Source organism: Streptomyces sp. NPDC055189 (assembly GCF_053606765.1).
This window is the reverse complement of sequence record NZ_JBSGSG010000093.1, coordinates 1-21,372: the sequence shown is the minus strand read 5'-3', so window position 1 is coordinate 21,372 and position 21,372 is coordinate 1. Positions and strand designations below refer to the sequence as shown.

18 protein-coding genes are annotated in these 21,372 nt (G+C 71.0%); 7 read left to right on the top strand and 11 right to left on the bottom strand.

Annotated elements, in window-relative coordinates; translation table 11 throughout:
* Positions 1-26: 26 nt before the first annotated feature.
* Positions 27-812, top strand: a complete 786-nt coding sequence (locus tag ACWFR3_RS39360) for an SDR family NAD(P)-dependent oxidoreductase (protein WP_453739504.1) — start codon at positions 27-29, stop codon at positions 810-812.
* Positions 813-881: 69 nt separating this feature from the next.
* Complete coding sequence (locus ACWFR3_RS39355; protein ID WP_453739503.1) at positions 882-1,640, top strand: peptidoglycan recognition protein family protein; 759 nt, start codon at positions 882-884, stop codon at positions 1,638-1,640.
* Positions 1,641-1,672: 32 nt separating this feature from the next.
* Here the strand turns inward: ACWFR3_RS39355 and ACWFR3_RS39350 are convergent, their stop codons facing one another.
* Complete coding sequence (locus tag ACWFR3_RS39350; protein WP_453739516.1) at positions 1,673-2,197, bottom strand: DUF4240 domain-containing protein; 525 nt, start codon at positions 2,195-2,197, stop codon at positions 1,673-1,675.
* A gap of 193 nt (positions 2,198-2,390) precedes the next feature.
* On the opposite strand from ACWFR3_RS39350, the gene ACWFR3_RS39345 reads away from it, so the two are divergent.
* Together ACWFR3_RS39345 and ACWFR3_RS39340 are read left to right on the top strand one after the other, a co-directional pair.
* On the top strand, positions 2,391-3,359 hold the full coding sequence (locus ACWFR3_RS39345; protein ID WP_453739502.1) for an SDR family oxidoreductase: 969 nt from the start codon (positions 2,391-2,393) through the stop codon (positions 3,357-3,359).
* A gap of 37 nt (positions 3,360-3,396) precedes the next feature.
* Complete coding sequence (locus ACWFR3_RS39340) at positions 3,397-4,368, top strand: helix-turn-helix transcriptional regulator (RefSeq protein WP_453739501.1); 972 nt, start codon at positions 3,397-3,399, stop codon at positions 4,366-4,368.
* 52 nt (positions 4,369-4,420) lie between these two features.
* Here the strand turns inward: ACWFR3_RS39340 and aceE are convergent, their stop codons facing one another.
* The 6 genes from aceE to ACWFR3_RS39310 form a co-directional block, all read right to left on the bottom strand.
* Positions 4,421-7,117: a pyruvate dehydrogenase (acetyl-transferring), homodimeric type gene (gene aceE, locus ACWFR3_RS39335; RefSeq protein ID WP_453739500.1), complete on the bottom strand. Its 2,697-nt coding sequence runs from the start codon at positions 7,115-7,117 to the stop codon at positions 4,421-4,423.
* A gap of 299 nt (positions 7,118-7,416) precedes the next feature.
* Entirely contained in the window at positions 7,417-8,040 is a 624-nt protein-coding gene (locus ACWFR3_RS39330) for a GntR family transcriptional regulator (protein WP_190081302.1), read from the bottom strand.
* A gap of 146 nt (positions 8,041-8,186) precedes the next feature.
* Positions 8,187-10,004, bottom strand: a complete 1,818-nt coding sequence (sucB, locus tag ACWFR3_RS39325; RefSeq protein ID WP_453739499.1) for a 2-oxoglutarate dehydrogenase, E2 component, dihydrolipoamide succinyltransferase — start codon at positions 10,002-10,004, stop codon at positions 8,187-8,189.
* Between the two features lie 61 nt (positions 10,005-10,065).
* A complete protein-coding gene (gene lpdA, locus ACWFR3_RS39320; RefSeq protein ID WP_383329168.1) occupies positions 10,066-11,454 on the bottom strand; it encodes a dihydrolipoyl dehydrogenase in 1,389 nt (462 codons plus the stop codon).
* 329 nt (positions 11,455-11,783) lie between these two features.
* On the bottom strand, positions 11,784-13,307 hold the full coding sequence (locus ACWFR3_RS39315; RefSeq protein ID WP_453739498.1) for a leucyl aminopeptidase: 1,524 nt from the start codon (positions 13,305-13,307) through the stop codon (positions 11,784-11,786).
* Between the two features lie 190 nt (positions 13,308-13,497).
* Positions 13,498-14,280 carry an adenosylcobinamide-GDP ribazoletransferase gene (locus tag ACWFR3_RS39310; RefSeq protein WP_453739497.1) on the bottom strand — a complete coding sequence of 261 codons (783 nt, stop codon included), beginning with the start codon at positions 14,278-14,280 and terminating at the stop codon, positions 13,498-13,500.
* A gap of 142 nt (positions 14,281-14,422) precedes the next feature.
* On the opposite strand from ACWFR3_RS39310, the gene ACWFR3_RS39305 reads away from it, so the two are divergent.
* Positions 14,423-15,181 carry a hypothetical protein gene (locus tag ACWFR3_RS39305; protein WP_453739496.1) on the top strand — a complete coding sequence of 253 codons (759 nt, stop codon included), beginning with the start codon at positions 14,423-14,425 and terminating at the stop codon, positions 15,179-15,181.
* On the opposite strand, the gene ACWFR3_RS39300 is transcribed toward ACWFR3_RS39305, so the two are convergent.
* The 3 genes from ACWFR3_RS39300 to cobT are packed head-to-tail and all read right to left on the bottom strand — an operon-like array spanning position 15,127 to position 18,813.
* The gene (locus ACWFR3_RS39300; protein WP_453739495.1) at positions 15,127-15,834 is read right to left on the bottom strand and encodes a hypothetical protein; all 708 of its coding nucleotides are present in this window, start codon (positions 15,832-15,834) and stop codon (positions 15,127-15,129) included. The two genes, ACWFR3_RS39305 and ACWFR3_RS39300, sit on opposite strands and share 55 nt — an antisense overlap.
* Positions 15,831-17,597 carry a phosphatidylglycerol lysyltransferase domain-containing protein gene (locus ACWFR3_RS39295; RefSeq protein ID WP_453739494.1) on the bottom strand — a complete coding sequence of 589 codons (1,767 nt, stop codon included), beginning with the start codon at positions 17,595-17,597 and terminating at the stop codon, positions 15,831-15,833. Before ACWFR3_RS39295 ends, ACWFR3_RS39300 begins: the two co-directional genes overlap by 4 nt.
* Before the next feature lie 58 nt (positions 17,598-17,655).
* The gene (gene cobT, locus ACWFR3_RS39290; RefSeq protein WP_453739493.1) at positions 17,656-18,813 is read right to left on the bottom strand and encodes a nicotinate-nucleotide--dimethylbenzimidazole phosphoribosyltransferase; all 1,158 of its coding nucleotides are present in this window, start codon (positions 18,811-18,813) and stop codon (positions 17,656-17,658) included.
* 175 nt (positions 18,814-18,988) lie between these two features.
* On the opposite strand from cobT, the gene ACWFR3_RS39285 reads away from it, so the two are divergent.
* Positions 18,989-19,792 carry a class I SAM-dependent methyltransferase gene (locus ACWFR3_RS39285; protein WP_453739492.1) on the top strand — a complete coding sequence of 268 codons (804 nt, stop codon included), beginning with the start codon at positions 18,989-18,991 and terminating at the stop codon, positions 19,790-19,792.
* A 24-nt stretch (positions 19,793-19,816) separates the two neighbouring features.
* On the opposite strand, the gene ACWFR3_RS39280 is transcribed toward ACWFR3_RS39285, so the two are convergent.
* Positions 19,817-21,016, bottom strand: a complete 1,200-nt coding sequence (locus tag ACWFR3_RS39280) for a bifunctional adenosylcobinamide kinase/adenosylcobinamide-phosphate guanylyltransferase (RefSeq protein ID WP_453739491.1) — start codon at positions 21,014-21,016, stop codon at positions 19,817-19,819.
* A gap of 90 nt (positions 21,017-21,106) precedes the next feature.
* Here ACWFR3_RS39280 and ACWFR3_RS39275 point away from each other — a divergent pair, with 90 nt between their 5' ends.
* On the top strand, positions 21,107-21,328 hold the full coding sequence (locus ACWFR3_RS39275; protein WP_453739490.1) for a hypothetical protein: 222 nt from the start codon (positions 21,107-21,109) through the stop codon (positions 21,326-21,328).
* Positions 21,329-21,372 lie beyond the last annotated feature (44 nt).

Here is a 21,372-nt window from a genome sequence, read left to right as displayed (position 1 = left end):
AGCCCGGAGTTGATCGGAGGCATTTCATGGACCGCTACGCAGGCCGTCGCGCACTCATCACCGGCGGTGGCTCGGGCATCGGCCAGGCCACCGTGCTCCGGATCCTCGCCGAGGGCGGCAGGGTCGTGGCCGCCGACGTCAGTGAGGCCGGCCTGAAGGACACCTTCGAGAAGGCGGGCGCCGCGGCGGACCGACTCACCACCCTGGTGGTCGACATCTCCGACGAGACCGCGGTGCGCGAGGGCGTCGCCGCCGCCGTCACCGCGCTCGGCGGCCTGGACGTCCTGGTGAACGCGGCGGGCGTGCTCCGCTCCTCGCACACGCACGAGACCAGCCTGGATTCCTTCGAACGCGTCATACGGATCAACCTCGTCGGCACGTTCCTGGTGATCCGCGAGGCGATCCCGGCACTGCTCGCGGGCGATGACGCCGCCGTCGTGAACTTCAGCTCCACCTCCGCGATGTTCGCCCACCCGTACATGGCGGCGTACGCGGCGAGCAAGGGCGGCATCCAGTCCATGACCCACGCGCTCGCCGCGGAGTACGGCAAGCGGGGCATCCGCTTCAATTCCGTCCAGCCCGGCTCCATATCGAGCGGCATGACCGACGGCAGCGGGGCCAGCAGGCAGAGCGTGGGCCCCGGCCTGCCCGAGGACGCCGACATGAGCCTGTTCGTGAAGCTGGCGCCGGCCATCGGCCAGGGCTTCGCGGGCCCGGAGTCCGTCGCCTCGGTGGTCGCGATGCTCGGCTCGCAGGACGGCAAGTTCATCACCGGCACCGAGGTCCGCGTCGACGGCGGCACCCACTTCTGACAGGTTCCGGTTCACCCGAATGGCGGACCGGGGATCGCGGTCGGTGTGGGTGGGCCGGACAGTCGGACCATGCGTGTCTTGCGTGTCCTGCGTGGGGTGCCCGGCCGTCTGCCCGCTTTCGCGGCCGTGGGGCTTCTGCTGATGTGCGCGCTGTTCGTGGGACCCGGCAGTCCGGCGGCCGCGGCGCCGGTACGGCAGGTGATGGGGCAGGTGATGGGGCATCCCGCGGCGAAGCCCCGGATCGTGCCGCGCGCCGAGTGGCTTGACGGCGCCGAGCGGGGGCCGCCGGCCCGGTATGCCAAGCGGGTCAAGGCGGTGTTCGTGCACCACACGGACACGCCGAACAAGTACGACTGTGCCGACGCCCCGCGCACCATCCGCTATCTGTACACCGGTCAGACCGAGAGCAAGCACTGGGACGACATCGGCTACAACTTCCTCGTCGACCGGTGCGGAACCATCTACGAGGGGCGTGCGGGCGGCATCGACCGGGCCGTGGTCGGCGCGCACACGCAAGGCTTCAACCGGGGGTCGGTGGGGATAGCGGCGATAGGGACGTTCTCGGACGGGGTGCCTGTTCCCAAGGCGATGACCGATGCGATGGCGGCGCTGGTGGCGTGGAAGCTCGGCCTCAAGGACGTGGACCCGCGTTCCGAGGTGCGGCTGGTCTCGTCGAACAGCCTCAGCAGGTATCCGAAGGGGACGAGCGTCAAGTTCAGCGCGGTGTCAGGGCACAAAGACGGCTACTACACCCAATGCCCGGGTGCGGCACTGATGGCCGCGCTCCCCGGGATCAGGAAGGAGGCGGCACGGCTGCAGGACCGGTGATCGGTGAGGACCGGTGATCGGTGAGGACCGTCTCAGTCGCCCTCGCCGAAGCGTTCCCAGAGCTTCGGGTAACGCTCGGCCATCACTGCTTCGTTCTCGAAGTCGAGCGGCGTTCCCTCCGGTTCCGAAGGGGCAGGAGCGATGCCGAGATCGGGGGTGACGACACCGGTGAGCTGCTCGTAGGCCTCGTCCGCCGCGAAGCCGAGCTCCTCGCCGTCGCCGTCGACGTCCTCGTCGAAGTAGTCGAGGAGATCCGCGAGCGAGTCCGGGTCGTGCAGGGCTCCCTCGAAGACCTCGCGGCCCTGGCCGATCAGCCAGCAGCGGAAGTAGTCGAAGGCGTCCTCGCCGGCGCCGCCGAGGACGATGGAGGAGGCGCCCCAGAGGTCCCAGCGGTACGCACGGTTGTAGCGGGCCTCGAAGTGACGGGCGAAGTCGAGCACCATGTCCGGCTCGAGTTCGAGGAGCCTCTCGGTGAGCAGGTCGGCGTGGTCCTCGGGGTCGCCGTCGGCGGCCACGCGGGTGCGGTCCACGATCTCCCAGAACTCCGTCTCGTCCATCACGGGACAAGCATCGGTCCTGGGGGGTGGGTACGCACGTGGAGTGCGGCGGATGCGGCTGTGTCGTTATGCGTGCACATGCCGATGGAAAACCCGACAGCAGGTGTCGGCATTGCGTGGAAGCCTCCAGAACATGGAGAGCACGCAGAACACAGAAGGAAGAACAGCGAGAAAAGACGTGGGGAGCGAAGGCATGGAGAGCACGCACGCAGCCGCGCAGCCGCTGGCCGGGAAGGTCGCCCTTGTCGCCGGGGCCACCCGTGGCGCGGGCCGGGCCATGGCCGTGGAGCTCGGCCGGGCCGGAGCCACGGTGTACGCGACGGGACGTACGACCCGTGAGCACACCAGCGAGGTCGGCCGAGACACGGAGACCATCGAGGAGACCGCGGAGCTGATCACCGCGGCGGGCCGGGAAGCGGGCGGAACGGGCAGCGGAACGGGCACTGGAATCGCCGTACCCACCGACCACCTGGAGCCCGAGCAGGTCGAGGCCCTTGTCGAGCGGATCGATCGTGAGCAGGGCCGTCTGGACATCCTGGTCAACGACATCTGGGGCGGTGACATCCACGTCGAGTGGGACAAGAAGATGTGGGAGCACGACCTCGACAAGGGGCTGCGCCTGATGCGCCTCGGCATCGAGACCCACATCGTCACCAGCAGGTACGCACTGCCGCTGCTCGTCAAGAACCCCGGCGGCCTGGTCGTCGAGGTCACCGACGGGACCGAGGAGTACAACGGCCCCAACTACCGCAAGCCCTTCTACTACGACCTCGCGAAGACGACCCCGCTGCGGATGGCACAGGGTCTCGCCGAGGAGGTCAAGGAGTACGGCTGTACGGCACTCTGTCTCAGCCCCGGCTGGCTGCGCTCCGAGTTCATGCTCGACACGGCGTTCAGCGTGACGGAGGAGAACTGGCAGGACGGCTGCGAGCAGAACCCGCACTTCGCGATCTCCGAGACCCCCACCTTCGTGGGCCGGGCCCTGGTCGCGCTCGCCTCCGACCCCGAAGTGGCCCGCTGGAACGGGAAATCCCTCTCCAGCGGCGGCCTCGCCAAGGAATACGGCTTCACGGACATCGACGGTTCGGCGCCGGACGCCTGGCGCTACATCGCGGAGGTCGAGCAGAAGGGCAAACCCGCGGACGTCACGGGGTACCGCTAGTCACCTCCGGCCCGGCGGCTGACGGCATCATGGGTGCATGCGCGCTGCACGCCTCATCAAGATGGTGCTTCTGCTCCAGGCCCGCCCCTCCATGACCGCCGCCGAGCTCGCGGGCGAGCTCGAAGTGTCCGAGCGGACCATCACGCGGGACGCCCAGGCGCTCTCGGAGGCCGGCGTTCCGGTGTACGCGGACCGGGGGCGGACCGGCGGCTACCGCCTCATCGGCGGCTACCGCACCCGGCTCACCGGCCTGGGACGCAGCGAGGCGGAGGCGCTGTTCCTGTCCGGAGTGCCGGGTGCGCTGCGCGAGATGGGCCTGGAGGACGCGGCGTCGGCGGCCCGCCTGAAGGTGTCGGCGGCGCTGATGCCCTCGCTGCGTGACGCCTCGCAGAACGCCTCGCAGCGGTTCCACCTGGACGCGCCGGGATGGTTCAAGGAGACGACGGCGCCCGAGCTGCTGCCCCTGCTCGCGGACGCGGTGTGGGACGACCGGCTCGTCACCGCCCGCTACCGGCGCCAGGACGCCGAGGTGGAAAGGGAGTTGGAGCCCTACGGCCTCGTGCTCAAGGCCGGCGTCTGGTACCTGTGCGCGCGGGTGCCGGACACCGGTTCGTTCCGGGTGTACCGCATCGACCGGTTCACCGCGATCGCCGCGGGCGAGGACCGCTTCGTACGTGACGAGGAATTCGACCTGCCGGGGTTCTGGGAGGAACGGGCGGCGCAGTTCGCCCGGGCGATCCTGCACTCCGAGGTCGTGCTGCGGCTCTCCGAAGCGGGCGTACGACAGCTTCCGTACGCCACCGATTCCGCGGCCACCCGCGAGGCGCTGGAGACGGCGAGCGAACCGGACGCCGAGGGCTGGGTGACGCTCACCCTCGCCGTGGAGAACGAAATGGTCGCGTACACCCAGCTCATGCCCCTGGGCCCGGAGGCGGAGGTACTGGCTCCACAAGCTCTCAGGGACCGATTCGCAGCAGCAGCAACACAGATGGCCCACCGCTACAAGTAGCCGAAAGCGGGCCCCCACCCCAGAGGGACAGGGGCCCGCATGAGGCCGAAGGCTACAGACCGTACTTGGCCCGGGCTTCCTTCACCGCGGAGGCGGGAACCTCACCGCGACGGGCGAGCTGCGCGAGCGCGGCGACGACGATCGACTCCGCGTCGATGCCGAAGTGGCGACGCGCCGCGTCACGCGTGTCGGAGAGGCCGAAGCCGTCCGCACCGAGGGACGAGTAGTCCTGCTCGACCCACTGCGCGATCTGGTCGGGAACCTGCCGCATGTAGTCGGACACGGCGAGCACGGGACCCTGCGCACCCTCAAGGGCGCTGCGCACGTAAGGAATCTGCTCCTCGCCGCGCAGGATCGCCTCGTCCGCCTCCAGGGCGTCGCGGCGCAGCTCGGTCCAGGACGTCGCGGACCACACGTCGGCGGCCACGCCCCACTCCTCGGCGAGCATCTTCTGGGCCGCGAGGGTCCAGTGGATGGCGGTACCCGAGCCGAGCAGCTGGATGCGCGCGGCGTTGGCAGCGGGGGAGTGCCCCGCCGTCTCGGCCGTGTTGAAGCGGTACAGACCGCGCACGATGCCCTCGTCCACGCCCGCGGGCTTCGCGGGCTGCGGCATCGGCTCGTTGTAGACGGTGAGGTAGTAGAAGACGTTCTGGTCCTCACCGGGGGCGGCCTCGCCGTACATCCGGCGCAGACCGTCCTTGACGATCGCCGCGACCTCGTAGGCGAACGCGGGGTCGTACGACATGGCGGCGGGGTTCGTCGCGGCGATCACCGGCGAGTGGCCGTCCGCGTGCTGCAGACCCTCACCCGTCAGCGTCGTACGACCGGCGGTGGCGCCGACGAGGAAGCCGCGGCCGAGCTGGTCGCCGAGCTGCCACATCTGGTCGGCCGTGCGCTGCCAGCCGAACATCGAGTAGAAGATGTAGAACGGGATCATGGCTTCGCCGTGCGTCGCGTACGACGACGACGCGGCGATGAAGTCCGCCATGGAACCGGCCTCGGTGATCCCCTCGTTGAGGATCTGGCCGTCCTTGGCCTCGCGGTAGTACATCAGCTGGTCACGGTCGACCGGCTCGTAGGTCTGGCCCTTGGGCGAGTAGATGCCCAGGGACGGGAAGAGCGACTCCATGCCGAAGGTGCGCGCCTCGTCGGGGACGATCGGCACCCAGCGCTTGCCGGTCTCCTTGTCGCGGATCAGGTCCTTGACCAGGCGTACGAAGGCCATGGTCGTCGCCATCGACTGGCTGCCGGAGCCCTTGTCGAACGCGGCGAACGACTTGTCGGCCGGGGCGGGCAGCGGCGCGAGCGGCTGCGTACGGCGGGCCGGGGCCGGACCGCCGAGGGCGGCACGGCGCTCCTGGAGGTAGCGGACCTCGGGGGCGTCGGCACCCGGGTGGCCGTAGGGCACCTGGCCGTCGACGAACGCGCTGTCCGGGATCGGCAGCTCCAGGAGGTCGCGCATGTCCTTGAACTCGTCCACCGTGAGCTTCTTCATCTGGTGGTTGGCGTTCTTGGACTCGAAGCCCTTGCCGAGCGTGAAGCCCTTGACCGTCTGCGCGAGGATCACGGTCGGCGCGCCCTTGTGGGTGAGCGCCGCACGGTAGGCCGCGTAGACCTTGCGGGCCTCGTGGCCGCCGCGCGAGAGGTGGAAACACTCGCTGATCTTGTCGTCGCTGAGCAGCTTGCCCAGCTCGACGAGCGCGGGCTCGGAGCCGAAGAAGTGCTCGCGGATGTAGGCGGCGTCACGCGTCGCGTACGTCTGGAACTGCGCGTCCGGCACCTCGCGCAGGCGGCGGACCAGGGCGCCGTTGGTGTCGAGCTGGAACAGCTCGTCCCAGGCGTTGCCCCACAGGACCTTGATGACGTTCCAGCCGGCACCGCGGAACTGGGCCTCCAGCTCCTGCACCACGCGGAAGTTGGCGCGGACCGGGCCGTCGAGGCGCTGCAGGTTGCAGTTGATGACGTAGGTGAGGTTGTCGAGACCCTCTCGTGCGGCGAGCGCGAGGGCTGCCGTCGACTCGGGCTCGTCCATCTCGCCGTCACCCAGGAACGCCCACACGTGCGAGGCGGAGACGTCCTTGATGTTGCGGTTGGTGAGGTAGCGGTTGAACCGCGCCTGGTAGATCGCCGACAGCGGGCCGAGGCCCATCGAGACGGTCGGGAACTCCCACAGCCAGGGCAGCCGCCGCGGGTGCGGGTAGGACGGCAGGCCGTTGCCGCCCGCCTCCTGGCGGAAGTTGTCCAGGTGCGACTCGTTCAGACGGCCGTCGAGGAAGGCGCGGGCGTAGATGCCGGGGGATGCGTGGCCCTGGATGTAGAGCTGGTCGCCGGAGCCGTCCCCCTCCTTGCCGTGGAAGAAGTGGTTGAAGCCCGTCTCGTACAGCCAGGCGGCGGAGGCGAAGGTGGCGATGTGGCCGCCGACGCCGTGCTTGCTGCCCCGGGTCACCATCGCGGCCGCGTTCCAGCGGTTCCACGCGGCGATGCGCTGTTCCATCGCCTCGTCGCCCTCGACCGCCGGCTCGGCGGAGGTGGGGATGGTGTTGACGTAGTCGGTCTCAAGGAGCTTGGGCAGCGCCAGGCCCGCGCCCTCGGCGCGCTCCAGCGTGCGCCGCATCAGGTATGCGGCTCGGTGCGGCCCGGCCGCCTGGGTAACGGCGTCCAGGGAGGCCTGCCATTCGGCGGTCTCCTCGGGGTCGCGGTCCGGGAGCTGGTCGAGCTCGCTCGGCTGGATTGCGGAGGGGTCGGTCATGTCGCCGCCTTCCTGAGTCGGAGGGGGTCCCCTGTTCGGTAAGGGGTGGGGTTGCCCGAAGTCTTTGGCAGGACAGGGCGTAAGGCTCGGGTGAGAGCCCGTCGGAGACTGTAACTCCGTGATCGATGATCGATCAAAGGGTTGAAGGGGAAAACTCCTTCATATTCAGAAAGTAGGCATCCGGTGCCATTAATGCGGGCACGCGGTGCCTTCGAATTGAAGGATCACCGCAGGTGAGAGCACGTATGAGCGGGTCCGTCACGAATGAGCGCGAGTCCCGGAGCGGACCGCGCAAGAGGTCAGGGACGCGGCGCGCAGCCCAGCACGTGGGCCTTCACCAGCTCCGCGATCGCGGGATCCCGGCTCCGGAATGCGGACACGAGAGCCTCGTGCTCCTCCGCGTACGACTGCTGCACCGTCCCGAGCCAGCGGATCGAAAGGGCCGTGAAGACCTCGATTCCCAGGCCCTCCCAGGTGTGCAGCAGAACGGAGTTGTTCGCGGCTCGCACCAACTCCCGGTGGAAACCGACCGTGTGCCGCACCTGAGAAGTCCCGTCGGCGGCCCGGTCCGCCTCGTACAGGGCGGCGACATGGGGTTCGAGCGCCGAGCAGTCACCGGCCAGGCTCTCCGCGGCGAGCTCGGCCGCGATGGCCTCCAGGCCCGCACGGACGGGGTAGCTCTCCTCCAGGTCCGCCGCGGTCAGATTCCGTACGCGCACGCCCTTGTTGGGGGCCGACTCGATGAGCCGGAGCGTCTCCAGCTCCCGCAGGGCTTCCCGTACGGGCGTCTGCGAGACCTCGAGCTCCACGGCGATCCGCCGCTCCACGATCCGCTCGCCCGGCTGCCAGCGCCCGCTGACGATCCCCTCCACGATGTGCTCGCGGATCTGTTCGCGCAGCGAGTGAACGACGGGCGCGGTCATGTGGGCTCCTCCGGCGGGGGCAGCGCCCCCAGGGCGTTGTGACCCCTAGACAATACGGCGACGCCCCCGCTCGGAAACCTCCGAACGGGGGCGTACGCACTGATGAGACGAGTCTTACAGCCCGGGGGCCGCAGAACTACGGGGAGCTACAGGCCGAGCTCGACCTCGAACTCGCCGGCCTCCAGGATCGCCTTGACCGTTGTCAGGTAACGGGCGGCGTCCGCGCCGTCCACCAGACGGTGGTCGTAGGAGAGCGAGAGGTACGTCATGTCCCGGATGGCGATGGTCTCGCCGAGGTCCGGGTGGTTGATGACGACCGGGCGCTTGACCGTGGCACCGATGCCGAGGATGGCGGCCTGGTTCGGCGGCACGATGACCGTGTCGAACAGGGCACCGCGCGAACCGGTGTTGGAGACCGTGAAGGTGGCACCGGACATGTCGTCCGGGGTGAGGCCACCGCCACGGGCCTTGCCGGCCAGCTCTGCGGTCTTCTTGGAGATACCGGCGATGTTCAGGTCGCCCGCACCCTTGATGACCGGCGTCATCAGACCCTTCTCGGCGTCAACGGCGATGCCGATGTTCTCCGAGTCGAAGTACGTGATGGTGCCTTCGTCGTCGTTGATCCGGGCGTTGACGACCGGGTGGGCCTTCAGCGCCTGGGCGGCGGCCTTGACGAAGAACGGCATCGGGGAGAGCTTGACGCCCTCACGGGCCGCGAACGCGTCCTTCGCCTTGGCGCGCAGCTTCATCAGCTTCGTGATGTCGACCTCGACGACCGAGGTCAGCTGGGCCTGCGAGTGCAGCGCCTTCATCATGTTGTCGCCGATGACCTTGCGCATGCGGGTCATCTTGACCGTCTGGCCGCGCAGCGGGGACGCCTCGATGGACGGAGCCTTCGACGCGGCCGGGGCAGCGGCGGCGGCCGGAGCCGGAGCGGTCTTCTTGGCCTCGGCGGCCGCGATGACGTCCTGCTTGCGGATGCGACCGCCGACGCCGGTGCCCTTGACGTCCGACAGGCTCACGCCGTGCTCGTTGGCCAGCTTGCGGACCAGCGGCGTGACGTACGCGCCGTCGTCGGCCGGGGAGGCCGGAGCGGCGGGCGCGGCGGGCGCGGACGGGGCGGCGGGCTGCGCCGGGGCGGGCGCGGCCGGGGCCGGAGCAGCCGGGGCGGCGGGCTGAGCCGGAGCCGGAGCGGCAGCGGCGGGCGCGGCCGGGGCGGCGGGCTCGGGGGCCGGAGCCGCGGGAGCGGCCGGAGCCGGCTTCTCGGCGGCGGGGGCCGGAGCGGCCGGGGCAGCCGGAGCGGCAGCGGCCGGAGCGGCACCGGGAGCACCGATGACGGCGAGCTTGGCGCCGACCTCAGCGGTCTCGTCCTCGCCCACGACGATCTCGAGCAGCACGCCCGCGGCGGGGGAGGGGATCTCGGTGTCGACCTTGTCCGTGGAGACCTCGAGCAGGGGCTCGTCCTCCGCGACCTCCTCGCCGACCTCCTTCAGCCAACGGGTGACGGTGCCCTCGGTGACCGACTCGCCCAGTGCGGGCAGCGTGACGTCGGTGCCGGAGGCGCCACCGGCCGGGGCTGCCTCAGCGGCAGGGGCCTCGGCGGCGGGGGCCGGAGCGGCGGGAGCCTCGGCAGCGGGGGCCGGGGCCTCCTCCTGCGCGGGCTCGGCGGCCGGGGCGGACTCGGCCGCGGGCTGTGCTGCATTAGCCGCCTCCGGCGCCGGGCCGCTGCCGTCGTCGATGACGGCAAGCTCGGCGCCGACCTCGACGGTCTCGTCCTCGGCGACCTTGATGGAGGCCAGGATGCCGGCGGCCGGGGAGGGGATCTCGGTGTCGACCTTGTCGGTCGAGACCTCGAGCAACGGCTCGTCGGCCTCGACGCGCTCGCCCTCGGCCTTCAGCCAACGGGTGACAGTGCCCTCGGTGACGCTCTCGCCGAGCGCCGGAAGGGATACGGAAACCGCCATGGTTTCAGTTGCTCCTTACGAAAATGGGGAAGTCTGGTCGTCGCGCCCGATAACTGAAAGGTCAGTCGTGGGAGTGGAGAGGCTTGCCCGCGAGGGCCAGGTGAGCCTCGCCCATCGCCTCGTTCTGCGTCGGGTGGGCGTGGATGAGCTGGGCGACCTCGGCCGGCAGCGCTTCCCAGTTGTAGATCAGCTGGGCTTCGCCGACCTGCTCGCCCATGCGGTCGCCGACCATGTGGACGCCGACCACGGCACCGTCCTTGACCTGGACGAGCTTGATCTCGCCCGCGGTCTTGAGGATCTTGCTCTTGCCGTTGCCCGCCAGGCTGTACTTGAGGGCGACGACCTTGTCCGCGCCGTAGATCTCCTTGGCCTTGGCCTCGGTGATGCCCACGGAGGCGACCTCGGGGTGGCAGTACGTCACCTTCGGCACGCCGTCGTAGTCGATCGGGACGGTCTTGAGACCGGCCAGGCGCTCCGCCACCAGGATGCCCTCGGCGAAGCCGACGTGCGCGAGCTGGAGGGTCGGCACCAGGTCGCCCACGGCCGAGATGGTCGGGACGTTGGTCTGCATGTACTCGTCGGCGAGGACGTAGCCGCGGTCCATGGCGACGCCCTGCTCCTCGTAGCCGAGGCCCTGGGAGACCGGGCCGCGGCCGATGGCGACGAGGAGAACCTCGGCGTCGAAGGTCTTGCCGTCGGCGAGGGTCACGCGGACGCCGTCCTGCGTGTACTCGGCCTTCTCGAAGAAGGTGCCGAGGTTGAACTTGATGCCGCGCTTGCGGAACGCGCGCTCAAGAAGCTTCGAGGAGTTCTCGTCCTCGACCGGCACGAGGTGCTTGAGGCCCTCGACGACGGTCACCTCGGAACCGAAGGACTTCCACGCCGAGGCGAACTCGACGCCGATGACGCCGCCGCCCAGGATGATCGCGGACTTCGGCACGCGGTCCAGGGTCAGGGCGTGGTCCGAGGAGATGATGCGGTTGCCGTCGATCTCCAGGCCCGGCAGCGACTTCGGCACGGAGCCGGTCGCGAGGAGCACGTGGCGGCCCTGGACGCGCTGGCCGTTCACGTCCACGGAGGTCGGCGACGAGAGCTTGCCCTCGCCCTCGATGTACGTCACCTTGCGCGAGGCGATGAGTCCCTGCAGGCCCTTGTAGAGCCCGGAGATCACGTCGTCCTTGTACTTGTGGACGGCCGCCATGTCGATGCCCTCGAAGGTGGCCTTCACGCCGAACTGATCGGCTTCGCGAGCCTGGTCGGCGATCTCGCCGGCGTGCAGCAGCGCCTTCGTCGGGATGCAGCCGTTGTGCAGGCAGGTACCGCCGACCTTGCCCTTCTCGATCAGGGCGACGTCCAGGCCCAGCTGCGACGCGCGCAGTGCCGCGGCGTAACCGCCGCTACCGCCGCCGAGGATCACTAGGTCGAAAACGGTGCTGGCGTCGTTCGCCACGTCACGTCCTCCATGCATGTGCGCCGTACGCCGGACCGCTCTTCCCGTGGGACGACCGGTCGGTCGGCTGGTATTCGGCCGCTCTTGTTTCGGCCCTGTGGTGGGGGCCCTGTCCTGCCGAGAACCCATCTTCGCACTTGTCGGCGGGAGGTGGGACGGCGGGCCGGGCTGTGAGACGTCTGATTCGCCACGTCCGGACGTTGCTCAGGCGTTACTCAGGCGTATGGACGTACGGATTTCGTCGAGGGCGAAATCGGTCAGGGCCCGGACATCTGGGTGTCCGGGCCCTGACCCACGTACGGCAGATCAGCTGGTCGGCCGAGGCCTGGTCAGCCGAGGTCGCCCGCGGCCGTGCGCTCCGCGAGGCGGACCAGGGTGCGGACCGCGGTACCGGTGCCGCCCTTGGGCGTGTAACCGAACGGGCCGCCCTCGTTGAAGGCCGGGCCCGCGATGTCCAGGTGCGCCCAGGCGATGCCCTCGCCGACGAACTCCTTCAGGAAGAGACCGGCCACCAGACCGCCGCCCATGCGCTCGCCCATGTTGGCGATGTCGGCGGTGGGGGAGTCCATGCCCTTCCTCAGGTGCTCGGGCAGCGGCATCGGCCAGGAGGGCTCGCCCGCTTCCTCGGAGGCGTCGTGGATCGCGGCGCGGAACGCGTCGTCGTTGGCCATGATGCCGAAGGTGCGGCTGCCGAGCGCCATCATCATCGCGCCGGTCAGCGTGGCCACGTCGACGATCGCGTCGGGGGTGTCCTCGGAGGCCTTGGCGATCGCGTCGGCCAGGACCAGACGGCCCTCGGCGTCCGTGTTCAGGACCTCGACGGTCTTGCCGCTGTACATCCGCAGGACGTCGCCGGGACGGGTCGCCGAGCCCGACGGCATGTTCTCGGCGAGCGCCAGCCAGCCGGTGACGTTCACTTCGAGGCCAAGACGCGCGGCGGCGACGACGGCGGCGAAGACGGCCGCGGCACCGGCCATGTCGCACTTCATCGTCTCGTTGTGACCGGCGGGCTTCAGCGAGATGCCGCCCGAGTCGTAGGTGATGCCCTTGCCGACGAAGGCGAGGTGCTTCTTCGCCTTGGACGAGGTGTACGAGAGCTTCACCAGGCGCGGCGGGGCCTCCGAGCCGACGCCGACACCGAGGATGCCGCCGTAGCCGCCCTTGGTGAGCGCCTTCTCGTCCAGGACCTGGACCTTGATCCCGTGCTCCTTGCCGGCCGCGGAGGCGACCGCGGCGAAGGCCTCGGGGTTGAGGTCGTTCGGCGGCGTGTTGATCAGGTCGCGGGCGCGGTTGAGCTCCTCGGACACGGCGATGGCGCGCTCGACGGCGGCCTTGTACGCCTTGTCGCGGGGCTTGCCGCCCAGCAGGGCGATCTCGGCGAGCGGACCCTTGGCGTCCTTGCCCTTGGCGGAACCATTCTCCTTGTACGCGTCGAAGGAGTACGCGCCGAGCAGCGCACCCTCGGCGATCGCGCCGGTGTCGTCGGCGTCCTCGGCGGGCAGCACGAACGCGGCCTTCTTCGAGCCGGACAGGGCGCGCGCCGCGGTACCGGCGGCGCGGCGCAGGGCGTCGGTGCCGTACGTCTCGTCCTTCTCCGGCACCGTGCCGAGACCGACCGCGACGACGACCGGGGCCTTGAAGCCCGACGGCGCGGGCAGCTTGGTCACCTCGCCCTCGCCGCCGGTGGCGCCGAGGGTCTCCAGGACGGAGGCGAGCTTGCCGTCGTACGCCTTGTCCACGGCTTCGGCGCCCGGAGCGACGACCGGCCCCTTGGCGCCCTTCGCGACGCCGACGACGATCGCGTCGGCACGCAGGCCGGACGCGGCGGCAGTGCTGAGAGTCAGAGCAGTCACGGTGGTGAATTCTCGCTTCCGTTGAGTTCTTGGCCGATGGGGTGGGTCGACCCGGCCCGGCGCCAGCCTAGAACGGGCCGAAAGGGCGCCGGACATGAGCCTACGCGCGTCCTGCCCGTTCGATCGTGTCGGCGTAGATTCATCCGTTCGTGGCGGCGCTTTTATGTTTCGAAATGGCGTGCCCTGCGACTCAGCCGAGGGCCAGAACCGCAAGCGTCGCGGTGGCCGCGGTCTCCGCGAGTGCGCCGAAGACATCGCCGGTGATGCCTCCGAAGCGGCGGACGCAGTGCCGCAGGAGGAGTTCGGCGGCGCAGACCGCCAGGACCACGGAAGCCGCGTACCGCACGGCCTCGTACGCCCCGAAGGGCACGGCGGCGATCGCGGCCAGCGCGGTGACGAGCGCGGTCGCGAGCAGGGCGGCGCCGCGGGGAACCGTTCCTGCCACCGCCGCGCCGAGTCCCTCCGGGCGGGCCGGCGGGACGCCCGTGCGGGCGGCCAGGGTGAGCGCGAGGCGGGCGGCGGTCGCCGAGACGACCGCGGCCAGTGCGCCCCGGGTCCAGGAGGCTTCGTACAGCTGGAAGAGGACGGCCACCTGGGCGAGCAGGGTGAAGAGCAGGGTGATGACGCCGAACGGGCCGACGTCGGACTGCTTCATGATGCTCAGCGCCTGGTCGGCGGGTTTGGCGCTGCCCAGGCCGTCGGCGGTGTCGGCGAGGCCGTCGAGGTGGAGGCCGCGGGTGAGGGCGGCGGGGGTTGCGGCGGTCGCCGTGGCGGCCAGCAGCGGGCCTGCGCCCAGTGCCATGAGCGCGCCGCCCAGCGCGGCTGCGCAAGCTCCGACCACGAGACCGGCGAGGGGAGCGCACAGCATCCCGCTGCGGGCGGCCTCGCGGTCCCAGCGGGTGACTCTTACCGGGAGGGCGGTCAGAGTGCCGAAGGCGAAGCGGAGGGCGTCGGCGGGGGAGATTCTGGGCACCGCGGAAGGGTATCCGGCCTGGACGCGGCTGTGATCGGCACCCGGCAGTGGGCGCTGTGCCCACCCGTTCCGCCCTGCGGAACGCCTGCCCACAGCAGGGAGCTGGAGTGCGGCCCGTCGTCCCCCGGCCCAGGATGGGCCCATGGCCGACTGGTGGTACCGGAACATCGTGGAGCCGGGGAAGCTCCCGCTCCTGCTGGCCCTGCTCTCCTTCGTGGGCTGCTTTCTCGTCACCAGGACCATCACGCGCCTCATCCGCGCGGGCAAGGGCCCCTTCCGGAACATCAGTTCGGGTGACGTCCACATCCACCACGTGGTGCCCGGCATCTTCCTCATGCTGGTGGGGGGATTCTGGGCGGTCGCGGCCGGCCGGCACAGCCTCGCCTCGATGTTCGCGGCGGTCATCTTCGGCATCGGCGCCGGTCTCGTACTGGACGAGTTCGCGCTGATCCTCTACCTCGACGACGTCTACTGGAGCGAGCAGGGCCGCAAGAGCGTCGAGGTGGTGATGCTGACCGCTGCCCTGGTGGTGCTCGTGCTCACCGGCTTCACCCCGTTCGGCGTGGACGACCTGACGCCCGAGGAGCGGAGCAACCGCGCGGGCCTCGCCCTGAACGTCGGCGTCAACTGCTGCTTCGCCCTGATCGCCCTGGCCAAGGGCAAGCTGCGTACGGCTCTGATCGGCATGGTGATCCCGCTGGTCGCGCTGGTGGGCGCGATCCGTCTCGCCCGGCCGGGATCGGCGTGGGCCAGACGCTTCTACCGCAACCGGCCCCGCGCCCGCGCCCGGTCGGGCCTGCGGGCCTTCCACCACGACCGTCGCTGGACCGGACCGCGCCGCAGGCTTCAGGACTGGATCGGCGGCAGACCCGACCCGGAACTCGCGCGCCCGCGCCGCTGAAGCACCGCCGAGCAGCCGCACAGCACCAGGGCCGCGACGATCGCCGCCAGATGCTCCCTGCCCGCGAGGTTGTTCTTGACGGCCACCTCGACGACCATCAGCACGATCACGAGCCCTGCCGTGAACCACGCCCGGTAGCGCCAGCACACGTAGACCGCGAGCCCGACCACGGCGGCGGACGGGCCGGTGTCGACGACCTGCGCGTCCGACGCGGGGAGCCCCAGCGGGTGGCCGGGACCCCATTCGATGCCCACGCGCGCGTAGAGCGTGCCCGCGAGGGTGGCCGCGTAGCCGATGACGAGCGTGCGCCACCAGCCGACGCAGATCTCCGCGACGCCGAACACCAGCAGCATCTGCGCGAGCGCGCCCCAGACGGGCAGGTCGAGGGCGGGCACGAAGAGCGAGAGCGGGGTGCGCAGCAGGGCGAGCCAGAGCGGTTCCTCGGCCCGTACGGAGCCGATGTTCTGCACGAATTGATAGCCCCACGGCTGGTTCTGCGTGAACTGGAGCAGGGCCGTGAGGCAGACGGCGGCCAGCGTCATGGGCGCGGCCCGCCAGCGCCGCTCGGCGATGCCCTCCCGTACGGCGGCGTACAGCGGTCCCCACTCGGCGCGCGCCAGACGCGTCAGGGGGCCGGTGTCCGGGGAACTCATCGTCGGGACTCCAGATGCTTGCGGTGCAACCACTTCGGCAGGCCCGGCGCTTCCAGGAAGCCCTCCGCGCGGGCCGACGCGATGCCGATGCGCGGCAGGTCACCGCTCTTCTCGAAGAGAAGGAAGCGGGGCTCCCAGATCGGGCGGTACTTCGCGTTGGCGCGGTACAGCGACTCGATCTGCCACCACTTGGAGAAGAAGGTGAGCAGCGAGCGCCACAGCCGCAGGACCGGGCCCGCGCCGAGCCGCGAGCCACGTTCGAAGACCGACCTGAACATCGCGAAGTTCAGCGATACTTGAGTGATCTTGATCTCGGCGGCACGCTGGAGCAGTTCGATGACCATGAACTCCATCAGGCCGTTCTCGGAGTCGCGGTCGCGCCGCATCAGGTCGAGCGAGAGCCCGTTCGGCCCCCATGGCACGAAGGAGAGCACCGCTCTCAACTCGCCCTCGGCGTCGGTGCATTCGAGCATCACGCACCGCCCGTCCGCGGGATCGCCGAGCCGCCCGAGCGCCATGGAGAAGCCGCGCTCGGTGGCCCCGTCGCGCCAGTCGTCGGCGCGTCCGAGGAGGTACGCCATCTCGTCGGCCGGGATGTCCTCGTGGCGCCGGATCCGCACCTCGTAGCCGGCGCGCTTGACCCGGTTGTACGCCTGGCGCACCGTCCGCATGGCCCGCCCCTGAAGCGTGAACTCCGCCGTCTCGACGATGGCTTCGTCGCCCAGTTCCAGGGCGTCGAGGCCGTGCCGTGCGTAGACCGTGCCCGCCTCCTCGCTCGCGCCCATCACGGCCGGGAGCCAGCCGTGCTCGCGGGCGTCGGCCAGCCAGGGTTCGATGGCGCCCGGCCAGGCCTCCGGATCCCCGATGGGATCACCGGACGCCAGGGACACGCCCCCGACGACCCGGTACACGACCGCCGCCTTCCCGCTCGGCGACCAGACGACGCTCTTCTCGCGGCGCAGCGCGAAGTAGCCGAGCGAGTCGCGTTCCCCGTACTTGTCGAGCAGCGCGTGCAGCTTGTGCTCGTCGTCCTCGGTGAGCGGGTCGACCGCCTTGCGCGAGCGGAAGGCGGCGTACAGGACGGCGAGGAGGAGCAGGGTGCTGAGCACGTTGATGGTGACGTTGACCCAGCCGGGCGTGGTGATGCCCTCGAAGCGCTCGTCGTCGGCGGCCAGCGAGACCAGGCGCATCAGGCCGTAGCGCCAGCGGTCCAGGAACGTCGAACGGTATTCGTCGTGCGCGCGGTTGGTGACGCCGACCAGGAGTGCGGCGATCAGCGAGGTCACCAGGAGGCCGCCGACGGCGACGGCCGCGGCGAGCTTCGGGTTGGAGCGGTCGCCCTTGGCGTAGAACTCCCGCCGCCCGACGATCAGGGAGGCGACGAAGGCGGCGGTCAGGGCGAGGGAGATCCAGTTCTGCGCGTACCGGCGGATCTCCGGGAAGATCATCGCGAACGCGAAGAGAAGCAGGAAGAGCCCGCTGAGTACGAGGTTGAGAATCCAGGCGGCGCGTTTGCGGCGGCGCATCGTGATCGCCAGGAACATCGTGAACGCACCGGAGGCGAAGCCCGCGGTGAGCATGTACGGCGTGAAGTAGTTCTCGGTGTTGTGCCGCCGCAGATCCTGCCCCAGAGAGACCCAGACCGCGCTCAGGAAGTTGATGAAGGTGACGGCGCGGAGGTACCAGACACTGAAGGCCGCGGCGAGCCGCCGCCTACGCAGATCACGTCGGCGCCCGGCAGTAGCGGATTGCTCATCTCCCATGAAAAGGGATCATATGGGGCCATGCCGGGCCGTCATCGGGTGCGCGCGGACGCGCCGCCTACTCCACTCCGGGATCCCCTGCCCTGGGCGGGATTCCGGAGCCCGTCTTGGGCGCGGTCTCGCTGTCGGTCTTCGCCTCCGGCTCGGGCTCCGGCTCGGACTCGGGCTCCGGCTCGCGCTCGGGCAGCTCCGCGGAGAGCGCCGCCGCGGCCCGCACCAGGGGCAGCGCGAGGAGCGCGCCCACGCCCTCGCCCACCTGCACACCCTGTTCGAGTACGGGGTCGAGAGCCATCCGGTCCAGGGCCTTGGCCTGCGCGGGCTCCCCGCTGCTGTGCCCCGCCAGCCACCAGTCCGGCGCGCGGAACGCGACCCGCTGGGCCACGAGCGCCGCCGCCGCTGCCACGACGCCGTCCAGGATGACCGGCGTACGCCGCACGGCGCTCTGCAGCAGGAACCCGGTCATGGCGGCGATATCGGCCCCGCCCACCGCCGCGAGCAGCTCCAGCTGGTCCCCGAGGACGGGCCGCGCCCGCCGCAGCGAATCCCGGACCGCCGCACACTTGCGCATCCACGCGAGATCGTCGATCGGCGAACCGCCGCGCCCGGTCACCACGGACGCGTCGGTCCCGCACAGCGCGGCGACCAGCGTCGCCGCGGGCGTCGTGCCGCCGACGCTCACATCGCCGAGCACCACCAGGTCGGTCCCGGAGTCCGCCTCCTCGTCGGCGACGGCCATTCCGGCCCGCACCGCAGCCTCGGCCTCCTCGGCCGTCAGCGCGTCCTCGATGTCGACGCGCCCCGAACCGCGCCGCACCCGGTGCCCCGCCACCTCCGCGGGCAGCCCGTCCGGGTCGCAGTCCAGGGCCACGTCGACGACCCGGACGGGCACGTCGAGGCGGCGCCCGAGGATGGCGACGGGGCTCTCCCCGGAGAGCACGGCACGCACGAGCTCCGCCGCGCTGCCCGCGGGCCGGGCGGACACGTCGAGCTGCGCGACCCCGTGGTCACCCGCGAAGAGGATCACGCGCGGCCGCTCGATCGGCTTGACCGGCACCGAGGACTGGGCTGCGGACAGCCACTCGCCAAGGTCGTCCAGACGGCCGAGCGCTCCGGGCGGCACGCTCTGCCGCTCCCTGCGCTCCTCGGCGTCGCGGCGCATCCCGCCGTCGGGCCGCTCGATCAGGTCGGTGAAGTCGTCGAGATTCAGCGAGCTCATTCGCCGAACAGTACCGGCAGGCCCGGGGCCTGGATCAGACGGCCCGGCAGCAGACGTCCGGGCGAGGGCGGCGTCGCGGAACGGGCCACCTCCACGGTGTCGTTACGCCTGCGCCGTCCATCCTTTACGTACGTTTATGTTCACTTACGCGCGATGTGAGGAGCCCGCCACGCCCATGCCCGCCACGCCTGCCCCCGTCGCCCCCGCGCCCGCCACGCCCACGCACACCGCACTGGCCGCCGCCGCCCGGGCCGAGAAGGTCTTCGCCGTCCCGCACTCCGCCCGCCGCCATCGGGCCAGGGCCCGGGCGATGGCCCCGTTCGGCGAGCCCGAGAGCTGGCTGGACATCGACACAGGGCACGGTCACTTCCCCGCCGTCGCGCAGGAGGTGCACCCGTACACCGCCTTCGACGGCCTCGACCCGACCGAGCGCGTGGAGGAGGGGCGCAGGGCAGGGCGCGTGGAGGAGGCGCACCGCGGGCTCCTCGCCGACCTGGCGCCGAAGCTCGCGGGGCGCTACGACGTGCTCAGCATGTTCCACTACCTGGAGCGCAGCGAGGACCCGCGCATCGAACTCATCGCCGCCCGCACGGTGCTGCGGCCCGGCGGCCATCTGATGATCGAGGTCCCCGTCCCGGAGAGCCGGTACGCAAGGGTCCTCGGCAAAGGGTGGCTGCTGCCCGGGCCCCGCCACCTGCTGCCCGCGCCCCACCACCGCATCCCGCTCGACGGGCTCCGGCGCGACCTCGAAAGCCTCGGCTACACCGTCGTGGCCACCGACCGGCGCACGGCGCACATCCCGTTCGACCTGGCCGCGGGCCTGGCCCTCGCCCTCGGCCGCATCCGTGCCACGGCCCGCGTCGCGGCCCCGCTCCTGGCCGTCGCCGCCCTGGCCGACCGGATCCTCGCGCCCCTGGTCAGCCGCACCCGGTTCGCCAACGCCTACCGGGTCATCGCCCGCAGGGGCCCCAAGGCGTGACCGGTCGCGCGAGCAGCCGGCCGGTCAGCCCCGCAGGGTGAGGGCCTGGCCCGCGACGACCATCAGCACGTGCTCGCACTCCGCCGCGAACGCCGCGTTCAGGCGGCCCAGTTCATCGCGGTAGCGGCGGCCCGATGCGGTCGCCGGGACGATGCCGGAGCCGACCTCGTTCGACACGGCGACGACCGTGCGCCGGGTCGCGCGCACCGCGTCCGTGAGCTCGGCGATCCGCTTGCGCAGCGCCCGCTCGCCCCCGCCCGCCCATTCGTCGTCGTCCCACGCGTTCACCTCGTCCATGGCGTACGTCAGCCACAGCGACAGGCAGTCGATGAGCAGGGGAGGGCCGTTCTCGGCGAGCAGCGGCACGAGGTCGCAGGTCTCGGCGGTGCTCCACGAGCCGGGCCGCCTCTCCCGGTGGGCGCTCACCCGGTCCGCCCACTCCGAGTCGCCGTTCCTGGTCCCGCCGGTGGCCACGTAGAGGACCTCGGGGAAGGCTTCCAGGCGCCGCTCGGCCTCCACCGACTTCCCGGACCTGGCGCCGCCGAGCACGAGGGTGCGGCGCGGCACGTCCGGTACGTCCTCGTAGGCGCCGACCACCAGCGTCGTCCCGTCCGGCACGGCGCGCGCACCGGCGGCCGCCAGCCTGCGGGTCAGCTCCGCGCCCGGCGGCACCCCGTGGTCCAGATGGACGGCGAGGACATCCGTGGTCGGCCCGATCGCACCCGCCGCCCGCAGCCGCGCGAGCCCGTCGGGGCGCCCGATGACATCGGCGACGACCATCTCGTACGCCGGATGCCCGTCCGGCACCCCGGCGGGCGCACCCTGCGGCGGCAGATAGAGCAGCCGCTCGCCGTCGGGGCCCGTCACCTCGTACCCCGTGCCCGGGTGGTCCATCGCCACCGCGCGCACCCGGTGACCGGTGAGCAGCGCGAGTTCCCGCCCGTCGGGCACCCGGCCCGGCTGCGGAAGTCCTGCCGGTACCTCCACCGCGGGCCCGTCGTGCGGGTGGGAGAGCAGAACCTGGCGTACGCCGCCGAGCGAGTGCCCGGCGCGGGCGGCCGCGAAGGCGGCGCCAGGGGTGAGGTCGAGCAGCAGGATGCCGTCCACCAGGAGCGCGGTCGCGGCGCGCGCGGCGCCGCCGAGCGCGGTCGCGCAGGCCGCGCAGGGGCAGCCGGGGCGGGGCAGGCCTTCGGGGGAGCCGGTGCCGAGCAGAGTCAGTTCCACGAGAAGATCCTCCCGCGTCACCGCGAGCGCCGCTCGCCCGGCTAGGCTTCAAGCGGCTTCACACAGCTGTCGGACCATCGGGAGGCTGGCATGGCGGCATGGACGTGGCGGTTCGAGAAGGCGGACGGGACGGAGGTCCAGCCCGCTCTGACACCCGAAGAGTTCACCACTCAAGGGGACGCGGAGTCCTGGGTCGGTGAGTTCTGGAAGGAACTCGCGGACGGCGGCGCCGACCAGGTGTCGCTCTTCGAGGACACGAACAAGATCTACGGGCCGATGAGCCTGCACGCGGAGGACGCGGCGCAGGGATGAGTGACGCCGGAACGTGAAGGCGTGAGGGGCGGCCGCATCAGCGG

What these genes read in the sequence shown, in the direction of transcription:
- ACWFR3_RS39360 (WP_453739504.1), top strand. Translation starts at nt 27, where the DNA reads ATGGACCGCTACGCAGGCCGTCGCGCACTCATCACCGGCGGTGGCTCG.
- ACWFR3_RS39355 (WP_453739503.1), top strand. Translation starts at nt 882, where the DNA reads ATGCGTGTCTTGCGTGTCCTGCGTGGGGTGCCCGGCCGTCTGCCCGCT.
- ACWFR3_RS39350 (WP_453739516.1), bottom strand. Translation starts at nt 2,197, where the DNA reads ATGGACGAGACGGAGTTCTGGGAGATCGTGGACCGCACCCGCGTGGCC.
- ACWFR3_RS39345 (WP_453739502.1), top strand. Translation starts at nt 2,391, where the DNA reads ATGGAGAGCACGCACGCAGCCGCGCAGCCGCTGGCCGGGAAGGTCGCC.
- ACWFR3_RS39340 (WP_453739501.1), top strand. Translation starts at nt 3,397, where the DNA reads ATGCGCGCTGCACGCCTCATCAAGATGGTGCTTCTGCTCCAGGCCCGC.
- aceE (WP_453739500.1), bottom strand. Translation starts at nt 7,117, where the DNA reads ATGACCGACCCCTCCGCAATCCAGCCGAGCGAGCTCGACCAGCTCCCG.
- ACWFR3_RS39330 (WP_190081302.1), bottom strand. Translation starts at nt 8,040, where the DNA reads ATGACCGCGCCCGTCGTTCACTCGCTGCGCGAACAGATCCGCGAGCAC.
- sucB (WP_453739499.1), bottom strand. Translation starts at nt 10,004, where the DNA reads ATGGCGGTTTCCGTATCCCTTCCGGCGCTCGGCGAGAGCGTCACCGAG.
- ACWFR3_RS39305 (WP_453739496.1), top strand. Translation starts at nt 14,423, where the DNA reads ATGGCCGACTGGTGGTACCGGAACATCGTGGAGCCGGGGAAGCTCCCG.
- ACWFR3_RS39300 (WP_453739495.1), bottom strand. Translation starts at nt 15,834, where the DNA reads ATGAGTTCCCCGGACACCGGCCCCCTGACGCGTCTGGCGCGCGCCGAG.
- ACWFR3_RS39295 (WP_453739494.1), bottom strand. Translation starts at nt 17,597, where the DNA reads ATGGGAGATGAGCAATCCGCTACTGCCGGGCGCCGACGTGATCTGCGT.
- cobT (WP_453739493.1), bottom strand. Translation starts at nt 18,813, where the DNA reads ATGAGCTCGCTGAATCTCGACGACTTCACCGACCTGATCGAGCGGCCC.
- ACWFR3_RS39285 (WP_453739492.1), top strand. Translation starts at nt 18,989, where the DNA reads ATGCCCGCCACGCCTGCCCCCGTCGCCCCCGCGCCCGCCACGCCCACG.
- ACWFR3_RS39275 (WP_453739490.1), top strand. Translation starts at nt 21,107, where the DNA reads ATGGCGGCATGGACGTGGCGGTTCGAGAAGGCGGACGGGACGGAGGTC.